The sequence below is a fragment of the Methylobacterium sp. ARG-1 genome, assembly GCF_001262595.1.
In the GTDB taxonomy this organism is placed as follows: Bacteria; Pseudomonadota; Alphaproteobacteria; order Rhizobiales; family Beijerinckiaceae; genus Methylobacterium; species Methylobacterium brachiatum.
Genome location: NZ_LHCD01000060.1, coordinates 1 through 23,305, shown reverse-complemented (window position 1 = coordinate 23,305; position 23,305 = coordinate 1). Strand labels below are relative to the sequence as shown.

Here is a 23,305-nt window from a genome sequence, read left to right as displayed (position 1 = left end):
GAAGTCTCACGCTTGGTAGCCGTCGCGAAGGGCAGCTTGCAGCCCCGCCCAAGGTTTCTGGACGGCCGCTTACGAGAGCCGCTGATGGCTGTCGGAATGGCTGGCATGGCTCGGCAGCGGAACGTACGCTTCAGGACGAAGGTCTAAAGCCTGCTTTCCACCCAACCCAGACAATTGTCCTATCGGTTCGCGTGTCGGCAATTCGATCGTTTTCCCGACACCCTCGCCGGGCCCTATTCGAGCGGCCCCAAACCGCCCAATACCTGTCGGGAAACCATGACCGGATTTCTATTGCAGGTTAAACGCGCGTGAATCACTATCCCGACATGCTCGTCGGATATGCTCGCGTGCCACACCTCGACCTGCAGCCTGACACGAGGCCCGAGCGAAAATTTCACGAACCTGAAGCTGGAAGCAGAGCTATGAGGTGCTCGAGGCCTTCTCTATCAGAGCAGGGTGGTCGCCACGCCCAGAGCTGCTCCAGCCTCCGCGAGACGTCGATCGAGAGTCGCGAGCATAATTCCATGATCGGCCGCCACGGCAAGATGCAGGGCATCGCCTGCACGCAGGCCGAGCGACGCCTGATCGGCAAAACGTGCTGCCGTTTGGAACTCGCGTTCGGAGATCGGGAGGGAAACAAAAGACTCGGCTGAAAGCCGCGTGAAGGCGCTCAACGCCGCAGCGTGATGCTCTGGGCCGAACTCCTGTCGTCGTACCTTGATCGAGAGCGCAGCCGAGAACTCGGTTACGACCCAAGGGCTGATGACCAGTTCCCCAGCAGCCTGAGCCCCGAGCCAATCCTGCATCCGGCTGGTCTGTGCCTCGTTGGTGAGTGCACAAACCAGAACCGAAGTGTCGAGATACGGCATCAGTAGCGCTCGTCGTCGCGCATTCCCTGCATGAAGTTGCCAGCGTCTTGTCTCTGCATAGGCATGCCAGCGGTGACGGCACGAAGGGTACTGGGATCTACAGTGGTGGGATGCGAAGAGCTGGCGCTGGTCAGGCGAGCGACTTCCTTACCACGCCGCGTGATTGTGATCGTGGCGCCGCTCTCGACACGATCCACCAGCGCGCTCAGATGTGCCTTGGCCTCCGCCAGACTGACACGGTCCATGGATCCCTGCTGCCCGTCATGACCAACCCGATAGTCATATAAGGGTTTTCAGCGCGGCAGGCCAGCATCACGCTCAATCAATGAGTTCTCGCAGCACTCAATCCGTAGCTCGCACCCAGGGTGCACAGGTGTGCAGAGAACATTTCGAAACCTTTGAGAGCACTCCAGAACAATCCGAAGCGTGACGGCCAGCTTCATCCTGCTTCGGATCGCTTCAAAGGGTCGACCCGCTGCACTGCTCCTTCAAGCTGTCGCTTGAGCGGCGGACGGGGCGTGATCCGGCTGGGAACGACATGCTCGATGGCATCCGGCCGCCTTGAAGCAGCTTCAGTGCGTGTGGTGTGATACCCCTCCCCCTACCGTGCTTCTTACCGTACTGCTGCCGTCGGCTACCGTCCCTTACCGCCCGCTGCCGTACTCTACCGTGCGCCTGCCATCACCGGCTTCACCACCTCACCCGACGCCTCTGTGCCGCCCCGGGCCTCGGGTCCTATCGCGGCTGGTTCACTCATGGAGCGCCGCGCCTGCCGTAATTGATCCCGACGCACCCGCAAGGCCATGAACCGGTCCCGTGCGCTACTACGATGTTCCTCGCTCACCGGCGCGACAGGCACGCCGGCGAGATCATGCCGCCAGGCGTCAGAGCGGCTCTGGGCGAGCAGGTAGGCCAAGCTCATGCTGTAGGCGCGCAACGCGTCCTTCAGCTGCGCTGCAGTCGCCTCCGGCCGCAGGAGCGGCTTGAGTGCGTCCAGGATTGCCGATAGCCAGCGGCAGCACAGGCTGGCCGACCGCCGCGGGGAAGACAGCGGGATGCTCCGTCAGCAGGGCACACAGCGCGATGAGCTTGTCGATCTCGTAGCGCGTGGCCACGACGGTGGTGCCGTCGCGCCGTATCTTGGCAGGCTGCTCGACATCCTGGGCAGCCGCGGGCACCGAAGCGTTCGTCATGGCGAGAAGGTAGCGAGCACAAGCGTCGCCGCAAAGCCGCCGTCCGTCCTGTCTGCTGCAAACCCGCCGAGCTGTTCTCCGCAGGGGAGGCTGAGCCGGCCATTGAATAGGCTCGTCAGAAGCCGAGGCTCCATAGGACTACAAAGGACCACAGGGTGCCACAGGGTGCCAGTGAGAGGACCAGCAAAGTGCCACAAGTTAAGGGGTATCGCACCTCACGCACTGAAGCTGCCAAGCCTGTGCCGCGGCGCCCGCCGCAGCAAATCGAACCCCACCGAAGCGGTCCGCAGCAGGCTGAAGCAGCGCCGCTATTCCCGGATGTTCGCCTCTGTTCGGAAACGCTCGCAGATGTTCTCCCCACACCTGTGCACCATCGTGCCGCGCTTAGGCCTTGCCGTCGTTTAACCGGATGAAACACCCGCCCGCGATGGCGCCGCAGACACACCGAGGCTTCTTTGGAGCCGCTCTCGCGGGACATTTTCGGACCTGTCTCAATCATAGGTTCGTCCGCTGGATTGTAAGATCGGCGACATCCTGCACGCTGGCGCAAAGGCAATAAATTGCCTGTCCGGGAAGGGATCGCCGCATGCCGAGTGCACCTGCGCCCATCAGCCCAGTCGCGCTCAGCGTGAGCCGACCCTCCGGCTTGGAGGCGCGTCGATGATCGTCCTCGGCGTCGCCCTTCTCGCCGCATGTACGCTGATCGGCGTGTATCTCGGTGACCTCCTCGGGGTCGTGCTTGGCGTGAAGGCCAATGTCGGCGGCGTTGGCATCGCGATGATCCTGCTCATCGCCGCTCGCCTCTGGCTCCAGAGCCGGGGCCGCCTCAGCAAAGGCGTCAAGTTCGGCGTCGAGTTCTGGGCGGGCATGTACATCCCGATCGTCGTCGCGATGGCCGCGCAGCAGAACGTGGTCGCGGCGGCGAGTGGCGGTCCAATCGTGATCATCGCCGCCACGGGCTCCCTGGTCCTCTGCTTCGGTGCGGTCGCGCTGCTCAGTCGCCTCGGGCGCCGCGATCCCGGGAGCGCGGAGGTCGAGCACGGCGGCGGGGTCATCAGCGGCGACGCTGACGAAATCATCGACGCGCGGCCCGCTCCAGCCCATTCGGCCGTCGGGTCAGTACCCCAGACCCCCGCCGTGCGGAGGGTGTGAGCGCTATGAGCATGTGGCATGGCATCGAGCATGTCTTCGTCGAGCAGAGCCTCGTGGCGACCTTCGCCGTCATCGGCGCGCTGATCCTCGTCTCTAACCTCGCGGCCAAACACTTCACCAACGGCCGCGTCCACGGCTCGGCCATCGCCATCGTGCTGGGTCTGGTGCTGGCCTATGTCGGCGGGGTGTATACCGGCGGGAAGAAGGGCGTCGCTGACATCCCGGCGCTCGCCGGCATCGGCCTGATGGGCGGTGCGATGCTGCGCGACTTCGCCATCGTCGCCACGGCCTTCGAGGTGGACGTGATCGAGGCCAAACGTGCCGGTCTGATCGGCGTGCTCGCGCTCACGCTGGGCACGATATTGCCGTTCATCGTCGGGACGCTGACGGCGGTGGCGTTCGGCTACCACGACGCGGTCTCGATCACGACGATCGGCGCGGGGGCGATCACCTACATCGTCGGGCCGGTGACGGGGGCAGCGATCGGCGCAGACTCCACCGTCATGGCGCTCTCGATCGCCACCGGGGTGACCAAGGCTGTCATGGTGATGGTCGGAACGCCCCTGGTGGCGAAGCTGATCGGCCTGGATAACCCGCGCTCGGCCATGGCCTACGGTGGACTGATGGGGACGGTGAGCGGCGTCGCCGGCGGCCTCGCGGCCACCGCGGCCCCAAGCTCGTTCCCTACGGGGCGCTGACCGCGACCTTCCACACCGGGATTGGCTGCCTCGTCGGGCCCTCGATCTTATTTTTGGCGGTGCGGGCTCTCGTCGGGTGAATTGCTGGAGCGACATCGGGGGATCGCGCGAGTCAGACGAGGCCGTGAGACGCTTCCTGCGCCTCGCACTGATCGCCTCGCGGCTTGCGAGATACCAAGTGGTCCCAGTCTGGATCCAGCCAAAACACGGCGCTCTCCTAAGATGCGCGAGGCCGGGCGAGCCGTGATGATATGGCCGCCCGGCAAACTTATGAGATGGATCACGCAGATACGCTGCAGTAGCTCGCGGTCATGCCTGCCAAGCCCCTCACCCTCGCCGACCTGCGCAAGGTCGGCACAATCACGAGCTACGAGATCGTCGCAGCAATCGACGCCTTCATCCGGGATCCGGCTTCCGGTCCGTATCGCTTCGCCAGCGGGCACAGCCTCGATATCGCGGCAGCCGTGGAGGCGTCTGTTAACCTCGCCGAATTAATGGCGCGGCCGGGCCCGAAGGAGAAGGCGTTTCGGACTGCTGTAACCACCATCGTCATGATGGCTCGACCGGTCGAGCCGTGATCTGATGATGGCTCTGCCCCGTCGCGCCTGTCGCAAACTCGGGATTGGACCACATCGACCAGTTCGACGCCAAGCCCGGCGAGGTTCGGCGCCTGCTTCGAGGGGAACTCGATGCCGCTCGGGCTGTCGAGCTCCTGGACCAGATGCGCGCCGCCGGGCTGCCAACCTGATCCGTCTCACGCAGTCTGTGTCGGCCCGGGTGATCTCGCGTCCGTCTCACCGATTATGCGCCCAGTCTCACGGAACGTGCGTCGGAGACCGGCTCCAGTCTCAGCTAATGTGCGTCGGAAATGACCCTTAATTGCGCGTCGGCCACATTTCGATTGCGCGCCGCTATACTTATCAGCATGTTCCTAATCATCAATTCGCCCTCGGGCGTCGTGACGATCGACGCGGCGCCTGACACACAGCGGGTTGATGCGCGCCGAGTGGCCGAAGGTCGGCCACCGCTACCAAACCTGCGACGGATCCGCTTCGACGTCGCCCGTCTGCGGCAGGTCGATATCGACGATGGTGTCCCACAAGCCGACGGGCGCCCGCGGGCGGAACACCTCGTGCGGGGGCACTTCAAATTCCGGAACGGCCGGATGTGGTGGTGGTCGCCTTACATCCGCAATCAGGCCGGAGACGAACCCGTCGCGCTCCCGCGCGACTACCAGGTCGTCAGTTCCGATCCAGGATGAGGATGAGGATGGGATCGGGAAGCGGAACTTGCTCGACCCAGACCGCTCCCGCCATCACAGGGCAGTGTGCACGAACAAGTCGAGTTGCTCCGATGTGGCGCAAGCGCGTGAGCGCGGGCCCGGAGCTCGGCGCGTCGCTCTCGGCGTGAGAAGAGTCGGGAGATCGACGCCCGGCTTGCCATAGAGGACGGCACCGACGATCTCGCAGCCATCGCCGCGATGGAACACGTTGGCGGTATGCGGCCCAGCCCGCAGGATCTCCTGCACGAGCGCCTCGTCTACGCTCAGGCCGGACAGGGCCGTAAGCAGGCAGGTGAGACCCGCTGCTGTGATGTCGAACGATCGAAACTCTGCAGCACGCTGTCGCCAGACCTGGCGGACGGCTCCAACGCTGGTCTGCGGAAACGGGTTGGGTGCTGGCCGTGTCGCCGCGTCGGCGATGAAAGCGGCGATCGCATGCCGCTCGGCGATGTGAGCGGCCGCGAGCATGGAGGCAGCGAGCTGGCATTGGCTGATCGGCATGGCGCTGCGGCTGTCGTAACCCAAACCACACGCGGGTGCCTCGGCAGAAACTGGCACGCGCGGCAGACATCGGACCTTCCTACCGTGCCCAGACCGGCACCGGCAGGACGGGGCGGTCACACGATCTGAGGCGCTGTTCCGGCTGACGTCGAGCCGCACTGGTGGAACACGTCTGCCTGCATTACATTGTCGTGCAGGTAGGGAATGAGTTCATGGCCAACGCGCTCGTGCAAACCCGGATCGACCCGGCCTTGAAAGAAGAAGCCGCAACCGTGCTCGCGGCGATGGGCCTGACCGTATCCGAGGCGGTTCGGCTGATGCTGACGCGCGTGGCACGCGAGGGCGCACTCCCGTTCGAGCCGCTCATGCCCAACGAGGCGACGATCGCCGCGATGCGCGATGCGCGCGCCGGAGGCTTGCCTCGCTTCAACAGCGTGGCTGCGCTGATGGCCGACCTCGATGCGGACGATTGAGCGCACCGGGCAGTTCAAGCGCGACTATAAGCGGGAGATGAAAGGGCAGCACCGCACGACCCTCGTGGCGGATCTTACCGCGGTGCTGGACGCTCTGGTTGCAGACCGGCCGCTCGAGCCGCGTCACCACGATCACGCCCTGACCGGCAACTGGCGTGACCACCGCGACTGCCACGTTCGCCCCGATCTCGTGCTGATCTACAGGCTGCCGGACGATCAGACGCTGCAGCTCGTGCGCCTTGGCTCTCACGCTGAGCTCGGACTCTGAGGCTGGTGCGCTCGGCTGACAGCCCGTGCCCGCGGGAAGTAGCTGTAGAAGGTGTCGCGGTTGACCCCGAGCCGCTTGGCGATCTCGGCCACGCTGATCGTACCGGCCGCCAGCATGGCACGGGCGGCTTCGAGGTCAGCCTCCTTCAGCTTCCTCGGCCGCCCACCCTTACGTCCCCCGGGCAAGGGCCGCCTTGAGCCCCTCCATGGTGCGCTCGCGGTTGAGGTCGAGGAAGTACTCGGCCATCGCCCCTGTAGCGCCCTCGGTTTGTGAGACACCGGGAAGGAGCCTACGCGGCGAGAGCCGCGGGTGAAAGTCGTGCCTGGCGGGCAGCGGCGGGCGACTGGAAGCCAAGCCGCTCGATGAGCCAAGTGGTGTTGTAGGTCTCCCGGCTGTCAAATCGCTTTGAAGGTCAGCCCCCATTTCGCGTTCAAGGTCAGCCCCTTTGCTGACGTGTGCTGCCGTGCCTGAGCAAGGTCCAGACGAGGGCTGGGTCGGGCGTCAGGCTCTGTTCTTGAAGCGCCAGCTCTCGTTGCCGGTCTCGATGATGTCGCAGTGATGCGTGATCCGATCGAGCATGGCGGTGGTCATTTTGGCATCGCCAAAAACCTGCGGCCAGTCGGCGAAGGCGAGGTTGGTCGTGATCACGATCGAGGTCGTCTCGTAGAGCTTGCTGATGAGGTGGAAGAGCAACTGCCCGCCCGCGTCGCTGAAGGGCAGGTATCCGCGCCCGCTCCGCTCGCCAGGTCTTCACGAAGCGATGCACGCTGTCGTGGGCACCCTCATAGCCGCGCCCGCGCAACTCCTCGAACAAACGCTGGGTCGAGCGCCGCTCGCGCCGGGGCAGCTTGGCCTCCGCTTCCAGGATTGTCGTCAGGACGGTCACGAATGTGCCGAGCTTGGGCTGCGGCTGGACCGCGCGCTTGTAGGCGAAAACGGTCGCGTTCGTGCGCAGAACCTTGCGCACCGTGTCCCGCGCAATGCCCAGTTCACGGGCGATGCATGTGATGCCCTTGCCGTTCTGATGATGCTCGAACCGGATCCGCGCAATCGTCTCCACACCCGTCATCCCTTGCCCCTCCGGCTCTCAGCCGGAGAGGTCAGTCGCCTCGGACGAGGGGGCTAGGATTGGACGCGATAATCGCCCCTCAGGGGGCCAACATTGCAGGCGATCTCACGCTCCGCCAGCGTGAACCGGGCGGCTAACCCAGGTGGGAGCCTGCCCAAGGCGGCCCAGCGGCGACGGCGCTCCATCGAGGCAATTCCGTGCGCGGGCGCGAACCGACGGCCCTCCTGGGGCTTCCTGCTGCGTTCTTAGCCGCCTCATCCGAGTGAGGTATGTGTGTTTCCTGACTGTTCGCGAGGCGTTCGCGGGGTTGTGCGGTGTTCCTCCGCGCCTCGATCAGCTCGGACAGCACCTCGGCCTCGGCTTCCGTGATCCGTCCATCCCCGAACGCGCGCCACAGCGCAGCCGTGATGGCCGGCAGCGCGGCGCGCGGGGCCGCTTCTGCCTGTCGGCGGATCTCGTAGGCAAAACTCATCGTTCACGGTCCCTCACGGGCCGCGATCCAGGGTCCAAGCAAGCCGATCCTGTTGACGGAAACGGGTTCCGTCTTGACACCCACGTGGGTCTCATGGCTTGTGAGGGGCAGCTACGCGGTCCTCACAGGGCCTCAGGTTTTTCGACAGCCTCTTCCTTGCCGGGAAGGGGCTGTTGGCTTTTCAGGGTCTATCTCGCGGCGATGGTCTCCTGAATGGTCGGCTCACGACTCGCCGCGGCGAGCATGGCCGTGACCGCGCATGTCGGCCGAACCCGTCAGCTAAGTCAACGCACCCCTACCGCCTTCTCCGTTCTTACCAGTTGATATGAATCGGGTTCGAGGGAATGCGGATGATATCAGTGCAGCTGCACGAACCTCGATGGATTTTGTGCCCGACGGGATGTCGATCCCCGACGAACTGGCGCGGCGCGAGGAGCGCTTGGCGCGGATTGCTGCTGCGAAGGTCACGATCGAGGCCCGGGCGAAGGAGCGCCACGCCCGCGACAAGGCCGCCTATGAGGCCAGCATCGCGGAGCGGGACGCCAAGGTGGCGAGGACCGGCCAGAAGCCTCGCGGCCGGCCTCCGGTTCCACCGGTCGAGGGGCCGCTGCCGGGCGAGCAGGTCAACCTCACCGACCCGGAAAGCCGGATCATGCCGGTGGCGGGGGACGGTTTCGAGCAATGCTACAACGCGCAGGCAGCCGTGGCTGCCGACAGCCTGCTGGTGGTAGCGGTCGACGTCTCGCAGGCGCCCAACGACAAGCAGCAGCTGACCCCCATGCTGGACAAGCTCGCCGCTCTGCCGCCGGACCTCGGTCTGCCAGACGTCCTGCTGGCCGATGCCGGTTACTTCAGCGAGGCCAACGTCGAGGCCTGTGCCAAGGCGGGCATCGATCCTCTGATCGCCCCGGGTCGGGATGTCCATCACCCCGCCATGGACGACCGCTTCGCTCCCCCGCCCCCCGCGCCCGTGGACCCGACGCCGCTCGATGCGATGCTTCATCGCCTCAAGACGCCGGAGGGTCGCGCACTCTATGGGCGGCGAAAGTACACGCCGGAGCCGGTCTTCGGCATCATCAAATCGGTGATGGGCTTCCGGCAGTTCTCACTGCGTGGCCTCGCCGGCGCACGCGGTGAGTGGAGCCTCGTCACCATGGCCTGGAACGTCAAGCGCATGTTCAACCTGGCCCATGTCGCCGCCTGACCGGCACGCGTCCTTCGCTGTTCAAAGCTCAAGAGACCTGATCAGGGAACCGCAACGACGATCAGACCGCCGTTCCTGACCAAAACCAACGCCGGTCGGCCAAAACGAGTGCTCCGATAGCCGCATGACCAGGCCAACCGACCTCAGTCCGACAGGCTGCTAGGGCCTCCAGATCACGCAGATAGGCGATTACAGGCTCTCGGTCGCGCTGTTTCTGCCGCAATGCCGGCTGGACCTTGGCGGTGACGTGCTGGGCGACCGTGTCCCAGAACGGCGGCGTGTCCACAACGTGTTCATGCATCATGCCTACTCCGTCAGAGGAGGGCGATCCCGTCGACGAGAACAGGGGGCCATCGAGATTACAGCCGACGGAACCGGCTGGAGCGCTTCTGCTACCCTCGGTCTGTTTAGAGGCAGGCGTGCTCAGACACACCTCCGTTAAGGACATTGCTGCTCCAGATCGGGTTGCACGTTCGGCATACCGTCCGCCCACAGACCGTCAGCGCATGGCTCGGCCGCTCCCACCACCCGCGCGAATTCTCATTGAGGCGGATTGGTCGAGGTCAACCGCTGCCCCTTGGCAGCCTTTCTTCGGTCCTGCATCCACAACTTGTTTCTGTGGATCTCCCTTATCCGTGGGGTGCATCGTTTTGCACCCTATGCTGCCCAAGAGCGCCAGAGCTGCGGAGCGCCCTCCCCGCCGAAGCCACGCCAGCCACTCCCGGCTGATGATGCGGAGCACGTTCGGGTCGCTCTTCCGGCCCTGATGGCGGCGTTCCTGGATGGTCAGCAGGCCGTCGCCCTCGGCTAGCCGGATCGCAGCCTGAGCTAGCCGCCGGCAGACGCCCGCTCGTGCCGCAATGGCGTCGATGCACAGCCCGCAGACTCCATGCCGAGCGACCTCGTCCCCGACGACCCGCAGGACCGCGAGCTGCCCTTGCGTAAACCTCGATGCGAGGGCTGGCGGCATTGGACCTGAGCAGGCCAGTCGTCGGCGGCGCTCAATGGCCACGGATCGCTCAGGAGCCCGCTGGAGGCGCCTCGGCGGGAACAGCGTCACACGGCCGAGTGGGATGCTGACGGGCATCACGGCCTCGCGGATCACGCTCCTGCGGGCGTGTAGCGCCTCGGCCAAGCCCTGCGCCTCGGCGTCGGTGACGGTCTCGGCAGTGTGGGCCTGCCAGATGGTGCGCGACAGGTCGTCGAGCTGCGCGAGCGTGCGCGCGGCCTCAACCGCCGACCGCATGGTGGCGTGAAACATCGGTCCCGGTCCCTCACGGGCCGCGGCTAGGGTCCAGGCAAAGCCTTCCCGTTGACGGAAACGAGTTCCGTCTTGACTCCCGAGGGGGTCATGTGGCTTGTGAGGAGCATCGTCTGCGGCCTCACATGGCCTCTGGGTTTTCAGCAGCCTCTTCCTTGCCGGGAAGGGGCTGTTGGCTTTTCAGGGTCTATCTCGCGGCGATGGTCTCCTGAATGGTCGGCTCACGACTCGCCGCGGCGAGCATGGCCGTGACCGCGCATGTCGGCCGAACCCGTCAGCTAAGTCAACGCACCCCTACCGCCTTCTCCGTTCTTACCAGTTGATATGAACCGGGTTCGAGGGAATGCGGATGATATCAGTGCGGCTGCACGAACCTCGATGGATTTTGTCTTAACGAGTCGACGGTAGTATCCCTCGCGTGCGCCCCATCTCGTAGCGCTCTCTTGGCATTGGAACGGCCCATGCCCGTCATCTCGGTAGCCAACCCCAAGGGTGGGGCAGGCAAGTCCACCGTCGCGCTGACCCTGGGCAGCACGCTTGCCGCGAAGGGGGCGACGGTCACCCTTTTGGACTGCGACCCGAACCAGCCGATTGCGGCTTGGGGAAAGGGACAGGACCGGGCGGGCCTCCGGGTCCTGTCCGAGATCAGCGAGCGCGAGATCATCTCGGCGATCGACGCCGAGAGCGCCGAACGGCAATTCGTGTTGGTCGACCTTGAAGGCACCGCCAGCCGCATGGTCTCGCGCGCACTGTCCCGGTCGGACCTAGTCTTGATCCCCATGCAGGCGAGCGCGGTCGACGCGGCCCAGGCCGCCCGGGCCGTGGGCCTTGTGCGGGAGGAAGAGCAGGTCATCCGGCGGCCGATCCCTTACCGGGTCCTGTTCACCCGCACGTCCCCGGCGATCCCGACGCGGGCCGAGAAAGCGATCGTTGCCGAGATGCAGCGCAACGGGATTGCAGTCCTGGCGACCCATCTGAACGAGCGGGCCGCCTTCAAGGCCCTGTTCGCCTACAAGCGGACCTTGGCCGAGCTCGATCCGGAGAAGGTTAGCGGGTTGCCGGCGGCGATCGAGAACGCGAACAAGCTGGCCGGCGAGGTCGTGGGCGTGGTTCGTGAGCTAGCGTAAAGGGGAGGCCGCGTGAGCGACGAGACATCCTTTGGCTTCGGGGACATCCAACCCAAGCGGCCGCAGCGTGAGCCCGAGGAAACGGCGGCCGTCGACCGGGTGGGCGATAGCCTCGGCTTCGTCTCGCGGGAGACAGCCACCATCCAGCGTAAGGCCAAGCCGGGACCGACCGGTCCGACCGGGCAGTTCAACCTTCGCGCGGCCGTGGCCGACGTGAACGAGTTCGTCGAATGGTGCGGCCGCGAGCGGATGAGCTACCGGGAGGGGTTCGGTAGGCTGATGGAGTTGAAGCGACAGGCCGAGCAGTCAGACGCCCGGAGCAGACGGACAGGCTAACGGGACCGCCGACCTTCGCCGGCGGCCCCTCGGGCCGGTTGGTCACCCGCGATCGGAGAACGTCTCGAACCGCTCGGGCGGGCACCCTCCCTCGATTGCCATCATGACCCCGCAGACGAGCTGTTTCAGCGCGTGATGCACCGGGTCGGAGTCGTCGAGCGATTCCTCGTGGGCGCAACAGATGGCAGTGCAGAGGGCCAGGACCCCTTCCAGGGTGCGCGGCATCCTCGCGTCGATGATCGCCTCGGCCACCTCCGAACCCCTCGCGGGCGAGCTGACGCCAGACCTTCCGGACCCCGTAGACGCCGAAGTTGGCCGCGTGCACGCGCCGGATCTCGGTCATCAGCGCCGCGTCGCGCTTGGCCCGGGCCGGCAGCCGGTCTGGATCGGCCCGCTGCGCCGCATGCGCGTGGTACGTCGACGGGGCGATCGGCAGCACCCTGCAGATCGGCTCGACCCCGTTGAGCGCGCGATGCTCGTCCATGAAGGCGATCATGACCGGAACCGGCGGTTGAGCTCCGCCGGGGCAAAATACGCTGACGCCTTCCTCAGGATCTCGTTGGTCTGCCGGAGCTCATGCACCTCCCGCTCCAGCGGATCCGCTCACGCTCGTCCGTGGCCGGCCCGGCCCGCACGCCCCGGTCACGCTCGGCCTGTCGGACCCAGTTGCGCAGCGTCTCACCCGAGCAGCCGATCTTGGCGGCAATCGAGCGGATCGCGCCGTACTGCGAGTCGTGCTCCCCTTGGTGCTCCTGCACCATGCGGACCGCCCGTTCGCGGACCTCGGGAGAAAACGGTGGGGTTCGCTTCGTCATGGCTCCATCCTCGCAAGAGTTGGAGCTTCCAGGAAACCCGGTGCGTGTGTGGATGCCCCCTGTTTGGCAAGCATGATCTTTGAGATTTCGGCGGGGTCTTCGATCGGACGTGTGTCAGGCCTCACAATGTGGCCTTCGATGACGCCACGGGCCGGTATGCTGTTCGGAAGGCTGGGTTCACATCGGTTCAGAGAGCTGCATGCGCTCGAGCCCCGGGTCTGAATGTCCCTGCCTTGAACTTCGAAGTCCGTGTCGCCTACTCCTCATCGATCGCTCGCCCCGGCCTCGCGGCCACGACGTGCCTTCGCCCGCTCGGGGCTCCGGTCACGCCATCCGGTAATCTTCCTGCTTCGTCGTCACGGCCCAGATCATCCGCGCCATCTTGTTGGCCAGCGCGACCGCCGCGACCATCTTCGGTTTGCGCGTGACGAGGGTCGCGAGCCAGCGGTTCGCGCTCCCGCCCTTGCGAACCACCCAGCGGATCACGCTCATGGCCCCGACGATGAGCAGCCGTCGGATATCGGTCTGGCCCATCTTGCTGACGGAACCGAGCTTGGCCTTGCCGCCCGTGGATCGCTGCCGCGGCACGAGACCGAGCCAGGCGGCGAAGTTGCGTCCGCTGGCGAACGTGTCGAGATCCGGAGCGAAGGCGGCGACGGCCCCTGCGGTCACCGGCCCAATCCCCGGTATGGTGCATAGGCGTCGCAGATCGGTGTCCGTCCGCGACGCCGTCTCCAATTCGTCGGCCAGCCGCTCGATCACCTGCGTCAGCCCCGCGATCTGGTCGAGATAGATCGTCCCCATCGCTCGCACCGCGACGGGCAGATCGGCGACCGCGTCGGCCAGAGCCTCTTCCAGCACCTTGAGGTTTGCTGGCCCCTTGGGAGCGACGACACCGAATTCGGCCAGATGGCCGCGCAGCGCGTTGATCAGCTGCGTGCGCTGACGGACCAGACACTGATGCGTCCGGAACGCCACCGCGCGGCCCTGCGTCTCGGCGCTCTTCACCGCCACGAAGCGCATCCTCGGGCGCGCGGCCGCCTCGGCGATCGCCTCCGCGTCTGCACGATCGTTCTTCTGGCGTTTGACGAACGGCTTCACGTAGACTGCCGGCACCAGCCGGACCTCGTGACCGCTCTTCTGGGCCACACGACCCCAGTGATGCGACGTCGCACAGGCTTCCATCGCCACGACGCAGGCCGGTTGATCGGCAAGGAGTGCGGCAAATCGAGAACGCGACAGCGCGCGGTTATAGAGAACCGTCCCGTCCGGACCTACGGCGCAGACCTGAAAGCTGCCCTTCGACAGATCGACTGCCAACATGCTGATCGTCGTCATCGATGACCCCTATGATCGGTTCCGATACAACCGTCAGGCATACGAGATGCCGGTCGGTGGGGGCATCCACCGCATCAGTTCACCAGGTTGAGGAGCCTCCACTACGGCGGACAAGCGGTCATCGCCTGATCTTCCGGGGGGCTCGGTTGGCCGTCGGCTTTGGCTGCACCGCGCACCTCCTTCTGCAACTCGCATTCGGCGCTACGCCGGTTGACGGCATCGAGATCGTGCCGGGTCCGCTCCAACTGCTGCTGCACTTCGGCAGGGCTGGCTGGCGCCTGGTGGGCGCCTAGCACGTTCTGCGCGTCTGCTGTCCGGGCCGTCAGGAGGACGACTAGGCATATGATCGCACGGGGCAGTCGTGGATTGGGCATGATGGTTCTCTTAGTCTCCAGTCGCTGTCAGCTTTGAACCGCAGGAGGGCGAGCCGTGGAGCAGTGTAGCGAGGTTTTCGTCGGCATCGACGTCGCAAACATGTGCAACGCGATCGCGATCGTCGGTGGTGAGCACGGCCGCTCCAAGACGGTCATGCGTGCGCTCGGCGGACGATGAAGATGAGGTCATCGAGCGGTAAGCCGGTTCTGCGGCGGAGCGCGCGTACGAGGCGCGTTCCTCCCTTATCGCTAGCGTGCCAGGGCAGCTTATGGGGCCGAGCGGAGCGGTCCTGGCATCCGGCTGGACTGTGCTTGCGCCACTTGCGTATGGTCTCCGCGGAGACGCCGCAGTGCTTGGCCAGCACGCCGGAATTCTCGGTGAGCGGGCGATCTCGGCGCAGACAGCCGGGATGGTGCGGGTGTTCGGATGGACGGCAAGCATCAGCGGCCCTCCGGCGGGAGACGCGACCACGGTAGCCATCAAACCGCCAGGGACTGTCAGGCCTGCTCCTCGATCGCTCAACGCCCTCGGTCCCAACAACGTTCCGTTACCAGACAGGCTCTGTCAGCGTGTGACCTTGATTGCTATTTGGCACTGATTATCAGCGGTATCTGTCACCCTGGATCGTGAACACCGGTGAGGTGTGAGCCCGGTGCCGAGCGCCGTGCGGCGTCCGCTCAGGCCGCCGCGACGGTGGGCGTAGTCGGCTGGCGCTCCAGGGTTCGGTAGACGGTCGGCCGTGAGATCGAAAACAGCTCGGCCAGGTCGCTGATCGCGTAGTTCCCGGTGTCGTACATCCGGCGCAGCTCCTTCTGCTGGCGATCCGAGAGCTTGGGCTTCTTGCCGCGCAGCTTCCCCTTGGCGCGGGCCACCGCCATGCCCTCGCGCGTGCGCAGCCGGATCAGGTCCGCCTCGAACTCGGCAAACGTCGCCAGGATGTTGAAGAACAGCTTGCCCATCGGGTCGACCGGGTCATGCACACTGGCGCCGAGCTGGAGCTTCACCCCCCGGGCGGCGAGTGCGTCGCCGATCGCGCGCGCGTCCGGCACGGAGCGGGCGAGCCGGTCGAGCTTAGGCACCACCAGGGTGTCGCCGCTCCGGACCGCCGCCAGCGCCTGATCCAGGCCGGGGCGGGCCCGGTTCGTCCCGGTGAAGCCCTTGTCGGTGTAGATGCGCTCGGGGGCCACCCCGAGCCGGAGCAGTGCCTGATGCTGGGCGGCAAGGTCCTGCTTGTCGGTCGAGCAGCGGGCGTAGCCGATCAGCACATGCGTCATGGGCCGGATTGTAACGTACGAGATCCCCTCATCGCAATTTTTATCGTACTATTCTATTGAGACGGAGCCCCCGCAGGTGGATCGAGCCTCCGCAAGTGGATCGGCTCAGTGTCCGCTCACCGATCCCCTTTCGGACAAAGGAGAGCCCGACTGCGTGATCGGCCTCGACCCAGTGCCGCCGGCATATGGCATCGACCGATTATTCTGGCGCAAGAAGGTGCTTCCGGCGTATGATCACAGGCATGGCAGCCATTGGAGGCGTCCCGTGAGAGCCAAGGTGATGCCGGACGGCCGCGTGAGCCTGCCGGCCGACCTTCGCAAGCGGCATGGTCTCAGCCACGGCGGCGAGGTCATCGTCGAGGACACAGGCGACGCCATCGTGCTCCGGACGCTCGATCAGGTCGTGGCACGTGCACAGGCACTGAGCCGCAGGTTGATCGGCGACAAGCCGGGGGCGTCCGTCGCGGACTTCCTCGCTGACCGCGCCCGCGAGGCCGAGGCCGAATGACGGGCTTCGTCCTCGACGCGTCCGCACTGCTCGCGCTCCTGCTGGGAGAGCCGGGAGCCGATAAGGTGAAAGCCGGGCTCGACGGCTCGGTCATGGCGACCGTCAACTTGGCGGAGGTGGTTAGCCACTACGCCAAACTTGGCGCTGCGCGCCCTGATATCGAAGCGCTGTTGCGCCCGCTGCCGATCCGGCTGACCCCCATCGATGCCGCCCTGTCGTACGATGCCGGCATGCTGCGTCCGCTCACCATTGAGGGTGGCCTGTCTTTGGGGGATCGTTACTGTCTGGCTTTGGCCAAACGCGAAAACTTGCCGGCGCTCACGGCTGAGCGGCGCTGGGCGGCGATCGCCGCTGCCGCCGGTGTCACGGTTGAGATGATCCGCTGAGGACGTCCCCTCCCGCCGGTTTGGGGTGCCGGAGGCGGTGCTCTGTTCCGTTGTCTTTGGGTTGTCGACGCTATGTCAGATCTCGGAGCTGGCTGGTGCATCCCCGATTGACAGAGACCGCTTCGTTCCTGTCAACTGAAACTCACCTTGGCATCTGAGAAGGTTCCGCACACGATCCTATGGAGCGCTACAGAGAAAAGGACATTCTCAACGAGGTCGGACGAAAAGCCTTCGAGGCTGCTCAACAGTATCTGCTGGAAGGCCGGGTCGTCCTCTTCGAGCAGGACGATGGCGTCGTGTTCGGGCAGGTTCTCGGCACCGCCCGCCAGCCATACGCTCAGACGATCGAAATTGGGGGCATACGCGGCGGTGTCAGCATCGCGGGAGAGTGCACCTGCCCCGTCGGCTTCAACTGCAAGCATGTCGCAGCCGTACTCCTCTTCGGTCTCCAGTCCACGAAGAACTCCGCTCGTCCGTCTTCTGAGGAGCGCATCGCCCGGCTTGTCTCCGCGCCGGCACAGCACTCCATCACATCGCTCGCCCAAGGCGCGATCCCGATGCCCGGCCTGGCTGCGTGGCTGGACGATCTCGACCGGGCCCAAGCGGTGGCCGAGGAGAGCTACCCTGACAGCATCGCGCAGCGCCTCGTCTATGTTCTCGGCCCGATCCCGTTCGGCCAGGGTGTTCCGCGGCTCGGCGTTCAGCCAATCTCCGCACGATTGCGCAAGGACGGCCGCTTTTCGGAGAACAGCCGCCCCTACGAGGCGAGCACGGTGCTGTCGGGAAGCCCGGCTAAATTCCTGAGGCCCTCGGATCTGAGGATCCTTCGCGCGGCGACGCTGCTCCGGCGCGATTACGGAGGCGGGGCTGCCATCAACCTCGCCAGTGACGGGGGCGCCGCGATCCTCGCGGAATTGCTCGCTACCGGGCGCGCGCGCTGGCTTGGCCTTGACGGGCCGGTCCTCGCGGCGGGACCGCCGCGATCCGGCCGGATCGCTTGGCAGTCGGCCCGCGAGGCTGCTCTGGTGACACGGCTCGAACTCGATGGCCGGGGCATCGCACTCGCCGCCACGCCGCCGGTCTACGTCGATCCCGAGCAGGGTCTCATCGGGGTCGTCGAGACGGGCCATCCGCCGCGCGTCGCGGCGACACTCCTGGCCGCTCCGGAGGTGCCCGGTACCGCAGTCGCGGCGTTCAACGCCGCTTTGACTCAGCGCGCTCCCCGACTGGCCGCTTTGGCGGTGCCAGAACCGAAGCGGGAACGCTTGGCCGGTGCTGCGCCGGTCCCGGTCCTGAGCCTATTCGCCGCCGATCTGCCGCCCGAGTCGGCATCGCCATACGGCTATTATGGCTACGGCACGCCGCCCGTGCCCGAGCGGGTCGGGCTGGGCCGCCTCTCCTTCCGCTACGGTCCCGTCACCCTTTTCCTCGGCGAGGCCAATCCCGTGGTGACGCGGCTCGTCGCCGGACGCTTGATCGAGCTTCATCGCGACGCGGAGGCGGAGCGCCGCGCCGTCGCTCACCTGTTGGCCAACGACTTCGTCCCACTGCCCGAGCGTCGCGCCCGGGTCCCGGCCGCGCACGCGCGCGACTTCGTCCCGGAAGGCGACGACCTCACGTGGCTCGACGCTCAGTTTCACATCCTACCCCAGCTTCGCGGGGAGGGGTGGGAGATCGAGATCTCCGATGACTTTCCGGGGCGGCTGCTGCGGGCGGGCGACAGCTTCGAGGCGGAGGTGCATGAGGGGTCGGGCATCGACTGGCTCGAACTCCACCTCGGCACCATGGTCGACGGCGAGCGGATCGACCTGATCGGTCCGATCGTGGCGATGATCACCGCACCCGGCTTCGATCTCGCGACGGTGGAGACGGCAGCGGAGGATGATGAGGCCGCCTATCTGCCCCTGGGCGACGGGCGCGTTCTCGCCTTCTCGGCGGCGCGGCTCAAGCCCATCGTCGTCGCGATCCGCGACCTCGCGCTCGGCAGTTGGGCGGGAGAGGGCCGCTTGCGCCTCAGCCGTGCGGATGCGGCCGGGCTTGCGGCCTTCGAGGCGGCGATGCCCGATACGATCTGGCGCGGCGGCGAGCGCGTGCGCGAGATGGGGCGCCGCCTGGGCGCGGCCGGTAGTATCCCGCCGGCCGTCCTGCCGCCGAGTTTTCGCGCGACGCTGCGGCCCTACCAGCAGGAGGGTGTATCGTGGCTCGCGTTCCTGGGCGAGGTCGGCTTCGGCGGCGTGCTCGCGGACGACATGGGTCTCGGTAAGACCGTGCAGGCCCTCGCCCTGCTGGCCATTGAGAAGGCGCAAGGCCGGCTCGACGGTCCGGCCCTCGTGGTCGCCCCGACCAGCCTGATGGCGAACTGGCGCCGGGAGGCGGAGCGCTTCGCGCCTGACCTGCGCGTCCTGACCCTGCACGGTCACGATCGCGCGGATCGGTTCGGTGCGATCCCCGACAGCGACCTCGTGCTGACGACCTATCCGCTGATCGCCCGCGACCACGCCGTGCTGGCGGCTCGCACCTGGCCGCTGCTGCTCCTCGACGAGGCGCAGACGATCAAGAACCCGGATGCCACGACGACGAAGCTGCTGCTGGGGATCGAGGCGCGCCACCGCGTCTGCCTGACCGGCACCCCACTGGAGAACAACCTCGACGAGCTGTGGTCGCTGTTCGCCTTCGCCTGCCCCGGCCTGCTCGGCGATCGCAAGAGCTTCGCTCGGGTCTGGCGCGGCCCGATCGAGAAGCAGGGCGATCGCGAGCGCAGCCGCCTGCTGGCTCGCCGCGTGAAGCCGTTTCTGCTGCGCCGGACCAAGGAGGAGGTCGCCCGCGAGTTGCCGCCGAAGACCGGGATCGTCGAGCGCATCGACCTCCAGGGCCCGCAGCGTGACATCTACGAGGCGATCCGGCTCTCCATGCATGCACGCGTCAGCGCCGCGATTGCCGAGCGAGGCTGGGCACGCAGTAGGATCATCATCCTCGACGCCCTGCTGAAGCTGCGCCAGGCCTGCTGCGACCCACGCCTCTTGAAGCAGGCGGTCGCAGGCGGCGAGGACGGCAAGGCCCATCCGCCGAGACGGAGCACGGCGCGCAAGCCGGCGATGCGGACACCCGGTGCCGGCTCGGCCAAGCTCGACCGGTTGGAGGAGATGCTGGTTGAGCTGCTCGCGGAGGGGCGGCGCATCCTCGTCTTCTCGCAATTCACCGCGATGCTGCGCCTGATCGAGGAACGGCTCGCTAAGCGCGCTGTTCGCTATGCGCTCCTGACAGGAGCGACCCGGGATCGAGAGGCGGCGATCCGGCTGTTCGAGGGAGGCTCTGTCAGCGTCTTCCTCGTCAGCCTGAAGGCCGGAGGCACGGGGCTGAACCTGATCGCGGCCGATACCGTGATCCTCTACGACCCCTGGTGGAACCCGGCCGTGGAGGATCAGGCCGTCGATCGGGCCTACCGGATCGGACAGACCAAGCCGGTCTTCGTGCACAAGCTCGTGGCGAGTGGAACCATCGAGGAGAAGATGGAGATCCTCAAGGAGCGCAAGAGCGCGCTGGCGCAATCGCTGTTCGATCACGATGGCACGCCGACGCTGGCGATGACGCAGGCCGATCTCGAGCTTTTATTAGCCTCGGAGGTTTGATTTCTTCGCAGATGCAGCTTGTTTGTTAAATCAACAAGCTAACATCAGATTATATGTCTATGAACGCGTTTACACAGTGAATGCATGCGATTTCCGGCCTCAAGCCTACAGAAACCCGCTCCCCGCGTGCCCCCTTGAAGGCGTTCGCCGTGCGGATATAGCCGACCACCCACCGGATCGCCCGAGGCGCACCGCAGCAGCCGCGCTGAAGCCACGCGATCAGTGGCGGCTTGTGGGGCAGGCCGGAGAGGTTCATGATCTGGTACCTGCATCCGTGCAGTTTCGTGCAAGGACGCATCATGGCGACCGCTTCAGGACTTTCTCGCCGGGCCGAGCGGATAGACCTCGGGCTCGCGACGAATGCCGATCCGCAGGTCGAGCGGATCACCCAAAGCCCACAGTTCCGGCAGCTCGTTGGCGAGCGCACCCGCTTCGGCTGGATCCTCACGGGCCTGATGCTGGTGGTCTACTTCGGCTTCATCGGCCTGATCGCCTTCGACAAGTCGCTACTCGCCGTGAAGGTCGGCGGCACCGCCTCGCTCGGCCTGTTCATGGGCTTGTTCGTGATCCTGTTCGCCTTTGCGCTGACCGGCATCTACGTGACCCGGGCCAACACGCGCTTCGACGCACTGAGCGATGCGCTCAGGCGAGACTTTGGCGTCTAATACCAACGGCGGCCGAGGCGGGCCCCTGGGGCCAGCGCTATCAGGCCATCGGCCAGAGCTGGCGGCGAGCCTGGAGCGAGGTCGTGCCGTTCTACGCTTTCCCCACCGAAGTCCGCCGGATCCTCTACACGACCAATGCCATCGAGGCCCTGAACGCCACCCTGCGCCGGACCGTGCGCGCCCGCGGTCACTTCCCGACCGACGAGGCGGCCCTCAAGCTCCTCTACCTGGTCTTGAACCGATCCGAGAAGGCGTGCCCTGACGCATAGACACCCCGCCTCGCTGCTTTGGACAATCGCATATAGGAAGTCTGTAGCGACCAGACCGACAGCTTCGGCGCTATTCACGGGCACAAAAGGCAGTGTGTAGGGGCGTCGTCTACACGCTCATCAGCGGAACGCGCGTCCCGATGTTCAAGATCGGAAGCGAGATGTACACCCGCCTGAACGGTTCCTAGACGCCAGAGCCAGCGAGTTAGGGATCAAGATTATAGCTTCTGCGCCTTGTGGCAGTACTTTATACAGCCCTCCTCGCCCCAACTGCGCGTGGCCTACAAAGCGGAACTCCCGAGGTCAGGCTTGGTTCTTCCCACCTAGAGGAGGAGCCTCCATGAAGACGCACGCCTTGACCATTGCCTGTCTGCTTGCCGCCACGCCTGTCGCGGCGCAGTCCGTCGGTGAGAAGACTGGAGCCAACTCCCTTGTTGGAGCGAGCCCATCGACTGCGGATTTCGTCAAGGAAGCCGGGATCAGCGACATGTTCGAGATGCAATCGAGCCAGCTCGCTTCGGAACGAAGTGATGCTGCTACCAAGGCTTTCGCTAAGCAGATGATCACCGATCATCAGAAAACTTCAAGCGAGATGAAGGGGATGGTTCAGGGCGGGAAGGTACAGGCAACGATCCCAACTGAACTCGACAGCACCCATCAGGGCAAGATCGATAAGCTGAAGGGTCTGCAGGGCAACGATTTCACCAAGCAGTATCATAGTGATCAGGTGAAAGCTCACAAAGATGCCGTAGACCTATTCCAGCGCTACGCCAAAGGCGGCGACAACTCGGAGCTAAAAGGTTGGGCTGGTAAAAACGCGCCTACCTTGGAGCATCATCTCAAGATGGCGCAGGATCTCGATAAGTAGCGGGCTTTTGCGTCATTCGACGTGGCGTAAGCAACCCGCTGCCTGCAAGGACGGCAGCGGGACCTGTCGCTTTGGTTGAACCGAGACAAGTTCATTTGGGCGGTATAGGTATGGCCGCTTCTCTCGCCACCAGAAACTAACGGTGGTTATAGCAATGCCTTGAACAACCCTGAGGGTTCGGAGGCCGATCGCTCCAGCAGGAGGTCCTCATGCCGGAACCGGCGCTGCCCGCAACGTGTCCCTTCGTGCGCAGGCTGATCGTCCTTCTCGCGACCGACCTGCCACCCTCGCCGTTCATGACACCCGATCTCACCTTCCGCCTCCTGTGCGAGTTACAGGACGAGGCGGAGCGCTACGGTGCCTCCGAGCCATCCAAGCGTGCGGTCGCGCGGGTGTGCCAATGGGCGGGAGACTCGCTCGGGCTATCGAAACCGGAGGCCGGTCACACACGGTCCGCGCTGCCAACGGTATACCGGACGGTCTATCACAGCGGGGGCGTCACGGTTGGTTGGACCTCGTCAGCGGACTCCCTTCTCTCGGCTATTGAGACTGCAAGAGCCGAGATGACCCATCACGGTGCCGATGCTGTGCAGATCGTCGACCGTGATGGGCTCGGCGCTGTGGTTTGGTCAGGCACCCGCATCGCGGATCAGCCTTAAGAAACCTCCGCATCCCTTATGGCCACAGCACTCTGTTCGAGCCTCGCCCTCCGCGCCGCCACCAGGTCGCGCTCGGCCATGAGCCAGAACACCAGTTCGTAGGGAGCACCTCAAGGTTTGTGCGCTAAACCGCGTTTTCGTGGACAGACCGTGAACGGCAGTCATGCCGCCGATCGAAGCCTTGCACCGGGCTCGTTGAGCGGACGGTAGCTTCCTGGAGCGATCTCGTCTGGGCGCTCCCAGAGATAGTCGCCCGTCAAGCCCACATGCGCCCAGCCCATCGGCGAGACGTGGGCGAGCAATGCGTCCGTCACCGGCTCGCCGCGGTCGCGAAGGTGGTGGGCTGCCCGCTCGAGGTAGAGCGTGTTCCAGTACGCAATGGCCGCGATGACGAGGTTCAGCCCCGAGGCGCGATGCTCTTGGTTCTCAAGGGTGCGGTCGGCAAAACGCCCTTGCCGGTGGGCATAGACGGCCTGCGCCAGCGCGTGGCGCGCCTCGCCTTTGTTCAGCCCGGCCTGGCAGGCTCGACGCTGCAACGGGCTCTCGAGCCAGTCGAGGGTGAACAGCGTGCGCTCGATGCGCCCGACCTCCGCGAGCGCGAAGTCGAGGCGGTT

24 protein-coding genes, 6 pseudogenes and 1 other annotated feature are annotated in these 23,305 nt (G+C 65.5%); of the genes and pseudogenes, 16 read left to right on the top strand and 14 right to left on the bottom strand.

Annotation, left to right across the window (positions count from 1 at the left end):
* Positions 1-446: 446 nt before the first annotated feature.
* The 3 genes from AKJ13_RS29175 to AKJ13_RS32415 all read right to left on the bottom strand — a co-directional run bounded on the left by AKJ13_RS29175 (position 447) and on the right by AKJ13_RS32415 (position 2,062).
* On the bottom strand, positions 447-869 hold the full coding sequence (locus tag AKJ13_RS29175) for a type II toxin-antitoxin system VapC family toxin (RefSeq protein ID WP_050736446.1): 423 nt from the start codon (positions 867-869) through the stop codon (positions 447-449).
* Positions 869-1,114 carry a type II toxin-antitoxin system Phd/YefM family antitoxin gene (locus AKJ13_RS29170; protein ID WP_050736445.1) on the bottom strand — a complete coding sequence of 82 codons (246 nt, stop codon included), beginning with the start codon at positions 1,112-1,114 and terminating at the stop codon, positions 869-871. Before AKJ13_RS29170 ends, AKJ13_RS29175 begins: the two co-directional genes overlap by 1 nt.
* A gap of 639 nt (positions 1,115-1,753) precedes the next feature.
* On the bottom strand, positions 1,754-2,062 hold the full coding sequence (locus AKJ13_RS32415) for a hypothetical protein (RefSeq protein ID WP_200905725.1): 309 nt from the start codon (positions 2,060-2,062) through the stop codon (positions 1,754-1,756).
* A 660-nt stretch (positions 2,063-2,722) separates the two neighbouring features.
* Here AKJ13_RS32415 and madL point away from each other — a divergent pair.
* The 4 genes and pseudogenes from madL to AKJ13_RS31745 all read left to right on the top strand — a co-directional run bounded on the left by madL (position 2,723) and on the right by AKJ13_RS31745 (position 5,173).
* Entirely contained in the window at positions 2,723-3,214 is a 492-nt protein-coding gene (gene madL / locus AKJ13_RS29165) for a malonate transporter subunit MadL (RefSeq protein WP_050736444.1), read from the top strand.
* A gap of 11 nt (positions 3,215-3,225) precedes the next feature.
* Positions 3,226-3,992: pseudogene (gene madM, locus AKJ13_RS29160) on the top strand (malonate transporter subunit MadM).
* Between the two features lie 231 nt (positions 3,993-4,223).
* Positions 4,224-4,490: a hypothetical protein gene (locus AKJ13_RS29155; protein ID WP_050736443.1), complete on the top strand. Its 267-nt coding sequence runs from the start codon at positions 4,224-4,226 to the stop codon at positions 4,488-4,490.
* 347 nt (positions 4,491-4,837) lie between these two features.
* Positions 4,838-5,173 carry a hypothetical protein gene (locus AKJ13_RS31745; protein WP_144426436.1) on the top strand — a complete coding sequence of 112 codons (336 nt, stop codon included), beginning with the start codon at positions 4,838-4,840 and terminating at the stop codon, positions 5,171-5,173.
* Positions 5,174-5,227: 54 nt separating this feature from the next.
* On the opposite strand, the gene AKJ13_RS29145 is transcribed toward AKJ13_RS31745, so the two are convergent.
* Positions 5,228-5,695: a hypothetical protein gene (locus tag AKJ13_RS29145; RefSeq protein ID WP_050736441.1), complete on the bottom strand. Its 468-nt coding sequence runs from the start codon at positions 5,693-5,695 to the stop codon at positions 5,228-5,230.
* 212 nt (positions 5,696-5,907) lie between these two features.
* On the opposite strand from AKJ13_RS29145, the gene AKJ13_RS29140 reads away from it, so the two are divergent.
* A complete protein-coding gene (locus AKJ13_RS29140) occupies positions 5,908-6,168 on the top strand; it encodes a type II toxin-antitoxin system RelB/DinJ family antitoxin (RefSeq protein WP_050736440.1) in 261 nt (86 codons plus the stop codon).
* Positions 6,155-6,436 carry a type II toxin-antitoxin system YafQ family toxin gene (locus tag AKJ13_RS29135; RefSeq protein ID WP_050736439.1) on the top strand — a complete coding sequence of 94 codons (282 nt, stop codon included), beginning with the start codon at positions 6,155-6,157 and terminating at the stop codon, positions 6,434-6,436. The genes AKJ13_RS29140 and AKJ13_RS29135 overlap by 14 nt, the downstream gene beginning before the upstream one ends.
* Here AKJ13_RS29135 and AKJ13_RS29130 read toward each other — a convergent pair.
* The 3 pseudogenes from AKJ13_RS29130 to AKJ13_RS31090 all read right to left on the bottom strand — a co-directional run.
* Positions 6,415-6,688: pseudogene (locus AKJ13_RS29130) on the bottom strand (recombinase family protein); the annotation flags it as partial. The gene AKJ13_RS29135 and the pseudogene AKJ13_RS29130 overlap by 22 nt on opposite strands.
* Before the next feature lie 249 nt (positions 6,689-6,937).
* Positions 6,938-7,162: pseudogene (locus tag AKJ13_RS29125) on the bottom strand (ATP-binding protein); the annotation flags it as partial.
* A pseudogene (locus AKJ13_RS31090) lies at positions 7,152-7,505 on the bottom strand (IS21 family transposase); the annotation flags it as partial. The pseudogenes AKJ13_RS29125 and AKJ13_RS31090, both read right to left, overlap by 11 nt.
* An 851-nt stretch (positions 7,506-8,356) precedes the next feature.
* On the opposite strand from AKJ13_RS31090, the gene AKJ13_RS29120 reads away from it, so the two are divergent.
* Positions 8,357-9,181, top strand: a complete 825-nt coding sequence (locus AKJ13_RS29120; protein WP_050736438.1) for a transposase — start codon at positions 8,357-8,359, stop codon at positions 9,179-9,181.
* A 61-nt stretch (positions 9,182-9,242) separates the two neighbouring features.
* Here the strand turns inward: AKJ13_RS29120 and AKJ13_RS31740 are convergent, their stop codons facing one another.
* Together AKJ13_RS31740 and AKJ13_RS32410 are read right to left on the bottom strand one after the other, a co-directional pair.
* Entirely contained in the window at positions 9,243-9,485 is a 243-nt protein-coding gene (locus tag AKJ13_RS31740; protein ID WP_144426435.1) for a hypothetical protein, read from the bottom strand.
* Between the two features lie 195 nt (positions 9,486-9,680).
* The gene (locus AKJ13_RS32410) at positions 9,681-10,442 is read right to left on the bottom strand and encodes a hypothetical protein (protein ID WP_050736437.1); all 762 of its coding nucleotides are present in this window, start codon (positions 10,440-10,442) and stop codon (positions 9,681-9,683) included.
* Positions 10,443-10,903: 461 nt separating this feature from the next.
* Here AKJ13_RS32410 and AKJ13_RS29110 point away from each other — a divergent pair, with 461 nt between their 5' ends.
* Positions 10,904-11,569, top strand: a complete 666-nt coding sequence (locus AKJ13_RS29110) for a ParA family protein (protein ID WP_050736436.1) — start codon at positions 10,904-10,906, stop codon at positions 11,567-11,569.
* Between the two features lie 12 nt (positions 11,570-11,581).
* Positions 11,582-11,905 carry a hypothetical protein gene (locus tag AKJ13_RS29105; RefSeq protein ID WP_050736435.1) on the top strand — a complete coding sequence of 108 codons (324 nt, stop codon included), beginning with the start codon at positions 11,582-11,584 and terminating at the stop codon, positions 11,903-11,905.
* Positions 11,906-11,947: 42 nt separating this feature from the next.
* On the opposite strand, the gene AKJ13_RS32405 is transcribed toward AKJ13_RS29105, so the two are convergent.
* The 4 genes and pseudogenes from AKJ13_RS32405 to AKJ13_RS29085 form a co-directional block, all read right to left on the bottom strand.
* Positions 11,948-12,157 (bottom strand): hypothetical protein, encoded by a 210-nt coding sequence (locus AKJ13_RS32405; RefSeq protein ID WP_050736434.1) that lies wholly within the window; start codon positions 12,155-12,157, stop codon positions 11,948-11,950.
* Between the two features lie 7 nt (positions 12,158-12,164).
* Positions 12,165-12,720, bottom strand: a pseudogene (locus AKJ13_RS31080) (transposase); the annotation flags it as partial.
* Positions 12,327-12,443 (bottom strand) — a sequence feature (AL1L pseudoknot). Its footprint overlaps the pseudogene before it by 117 nt.
* 324 nt (positions 12,721-13,044) lie before the next feature.
* A complete protein-coding gene (locus tag AKJ13_RS29090; protein ID WP_050736433.1) occupies positions 13,045-14,058 on the bottom strand; it encodes an IS110 family transposase in 1,014 nt (337 codons plus the stop codon).
* A 1,052-nt stretch (positions 14,059-15,110) separates the two neighbouring features.
* Positions 15,111-15,707 carry a recombinase family protein gene (locus AKJ13_RS29085; protein ID WP_050736432.1) on the bottom strand — a complete coding sequence of 199 codons (597 nt, stop codon included), beginning with the start codon at positions 15,705-15,707 and terminating at the stop codon, positions 15,111-15,113.
* A gap of 154 nt (positions 15,708-15,861) precedes the next feature.
* Here AKJ13_RS29085 and AKJ13_RS29080 point away from each other — a divergent pair, with 154 nt between their 5' ends.
* The 7 genes and pseudogenes from AKJ13_RS29080 (at position 15,862) to AKJ13_RS29050 (ending at position 22,691) form a co-directional block, all read left to right on the top strand.
* Positions 15,862-16,215: an AbrB/MazE/SpoVT family DNA-binding domain-containing protein gene (locus tag AKJ13_RS29080; RefSeq protein WP_244471793.1), complete on the top strand. Its 354-nt coding sequence runs from the start codon at positions 15,862-15,864 to the stop codon at positions 16,213-16,215.
* The gene (locus AKJ13_RS29075) at positions 16,212-16,601 is read left to right on the top strand and encodes a type II toxin-antitoxin system VapC family toxin (protein WP_050736430.1); all 390 of its coding nucleotides are present in this window, start codon (positions 16,212-16,214) and stop codon (positions 16,599-16,601) included. Before AKJ13_RS29080 ends, AKJ13_RS29075 begins: the two co-directional genes overlap by 4 nt.
* Before the next feature lie 179 nt (positions 16,602-16,780).
* Entirely contained in the window at positions 16,781-20,230 is a 3,450-nt protein-coding gene (locus AKJ13_RS29070) for a DEAD/DEAH box helicase (RefSeq protein ID WP_050736429.1), read from the top strand.
* A gap of 338 nt (positions 20,231-20,568) precedes the next feature.
* Positions 20,569-20,895 carry a DUF485 domain-containing protein gene (locus AKJ13_RS29065; protein WP_050736447.1) on the top strand — a complete coding sequence of 109 codons (327 nt, stop codon included), beginning with the start codon at positions 20,569-20,571 and terminating at the stop codon, positions 20,893-20,895.
* 8 nt (positions 20,896-20,903) lie between these two features.
* A pseudogene (locus AKJ13_RS29060) lies at positions 20,904-21,134 on the top strand (transposase); the annotation flags it as partial.
* A 370-nt stretch (positions 21,135-21,504) separates the two neighbouring features.
* A complete protein-coding gene (locus AKJ13_RS29055) occupies positions 21,505-22,032 on the top strand; it encodes a DUF4142 domain-containing protein (RefSeq protein ID WP_050736427.1) in 528 nt (175 codons plus the stop codon).
* 209 nt (positions 22,033-22,241) lie between these two features.
* Positions 22,242-22,691, top strand: a complete 450-nt coding sequence (locus AKJ13_RS29050; RefSeq protein ID WP_050736426.1) for a hypothetical protein — start codon at positions 22,242-22,244, stop codon at positions 22,689-22,691.
* A gap of 161 nt (positions 22,692-22,852) precedes the next feature.
* Here AKJ13_RS29050 and AKJ13_RS29045 read toward each other — a convergent pair.
* Positions 22,853-23,305, bottom strand: a 453-nt coding sequence (locus tag AKJ13_RS29045) for a Tn3 family transposase (RefSeq protein WP_144426434.1), incomplete at its 5' end; no start/stop codon positions are given.

Coding starts and splice junctions, on each gene's coding strand:
- AKJ13_RS32410 (WP_050736437.1), bottom strand. CDS start 10,442: ATGTTTCACGCCACCATGCGGTCGGCGGTTGAGGCCGCGCGCACGCTC.
- AKJ13_RS29090 (WP_050736433.1), bottom strand. CDS start 14,058: ATGACGACGATCAGCATGTTGGCAGTCGATCTGTCGAAGGGCAGCTTT.
- AKJ13_RS29145 (WP_050736441.1), bottom strand. CDS start 5,695: ATGCCGATCAGCCAATGCCAGCTCGCTGCCTCCATGCTCGCGGCCGCT.
- AKJ13_RS29155 (WP_050736443.1), top strand. CDS start 4,224: ATGCCTGCCAAGCCCCTCACCCTCGCCGACCTGCGCAAGGTCGGCACA.
- AKJ13_RS29085 (WP_050736432.1), bottom strand. CDS start 15,707: ATGACGCATGTGCTGATCGGCTACGCCCGCTGCTCGACCGACAAGCAG.
- AKJ13_RS32415 (WP_200905725.1), bottom strand. CDS start 2,062: ATGACGAACGCTTCGGTGCCCGCGGCTGCCCAGGATGTCGAGCAGCCT.
- madL (WP_050736444.1), top strand. CDS start 2,723: ATGATCGTCCTCGGCGTCGCCCTTCTCGCCGCATGTACGCTGATCGGC.
- AKJ13_RS29075 (WP_050736430.1), top strand. CDS start 16,212: ATGACGGGCTTCGTCCTCGACGCGTCCGCACTGCTCGCGCTCCTGCTG.
- AKJ13_RS29070 (WP_050736429.1), top strand. CDS start 16,781: ATGGAGCGCTACAGAGAAAAGGACATTCTCAACGAGGTCGGACGAAAA.
- AKJ13_RS29135 (WP_050736439.1), top strand. CDS start 6,155: ATGCGGACGATTGAGCGCACCGGGCAGTTCAAGCGCGACTATAAGCGG.
- AKJ13_RS29140 (WP_050736440.1), top strand. CDS start 5,908: ATGGCCAACGCGCTCGTGCAAACCCGGATCGACCCGGCCTTGAAAGAA.
- AKJ13_RS29050 (WP_050736426.1), top strand. CDS start 22,242: ATGCCGGAACCGGCGCTGCCCGCAACGTGTCCCTTCGTGCGCAGGCTG.
- AKJ13_RS31745 (WP_144426436.1), top strand. CDS start 4,838: ATGTTCCTAATCATCAATTCGCCCTCGGGCGTCGTGACGATCGACGCG.
- AKJ13_RS29055 (WP_050736427.1), top strand. CDS start 21,505: ATGAAGACGCACGCCTTGACCATTGCCTGTCTGCTTGCCGCCACGCCT.
- AKJ13_RS31740 (WP_144426435.1), bottom strand. CDS start 9,485: ATGATGCATGAACACGTTGTGGACACGCCGCCGTTCTGGGACACGGTC.
- AKJ13_RS29175 (WP_050736446.1), bottom strand. CDS start 869: ATGCCGTATCTCGACACTTCGGTTCTGGTTTGTGCACTCACCAACGAG.
- AKJ13_RS29170 (WP_050736445.1), bottom strand. CDS start 1,114: ATGGACCGTGTCAGTCTGGCGGAGGCCAAGGCACATCTGAGCGCGCTG.
- AKJ13_RS29110 (WP_050736436.1), top strand. CDS start 10,904: ATGCCCGTCATCTCGGTAGCCAACCCCAAGGGTGGGGCAGGCAAGTCC.
- AKJ13_RS29120 (WP_050736438.1), top strand. CDS start 8,357: ATGGATTTTGTGCCCGACGGGATGTCGATCCCCGACGAACTGGCGCGG.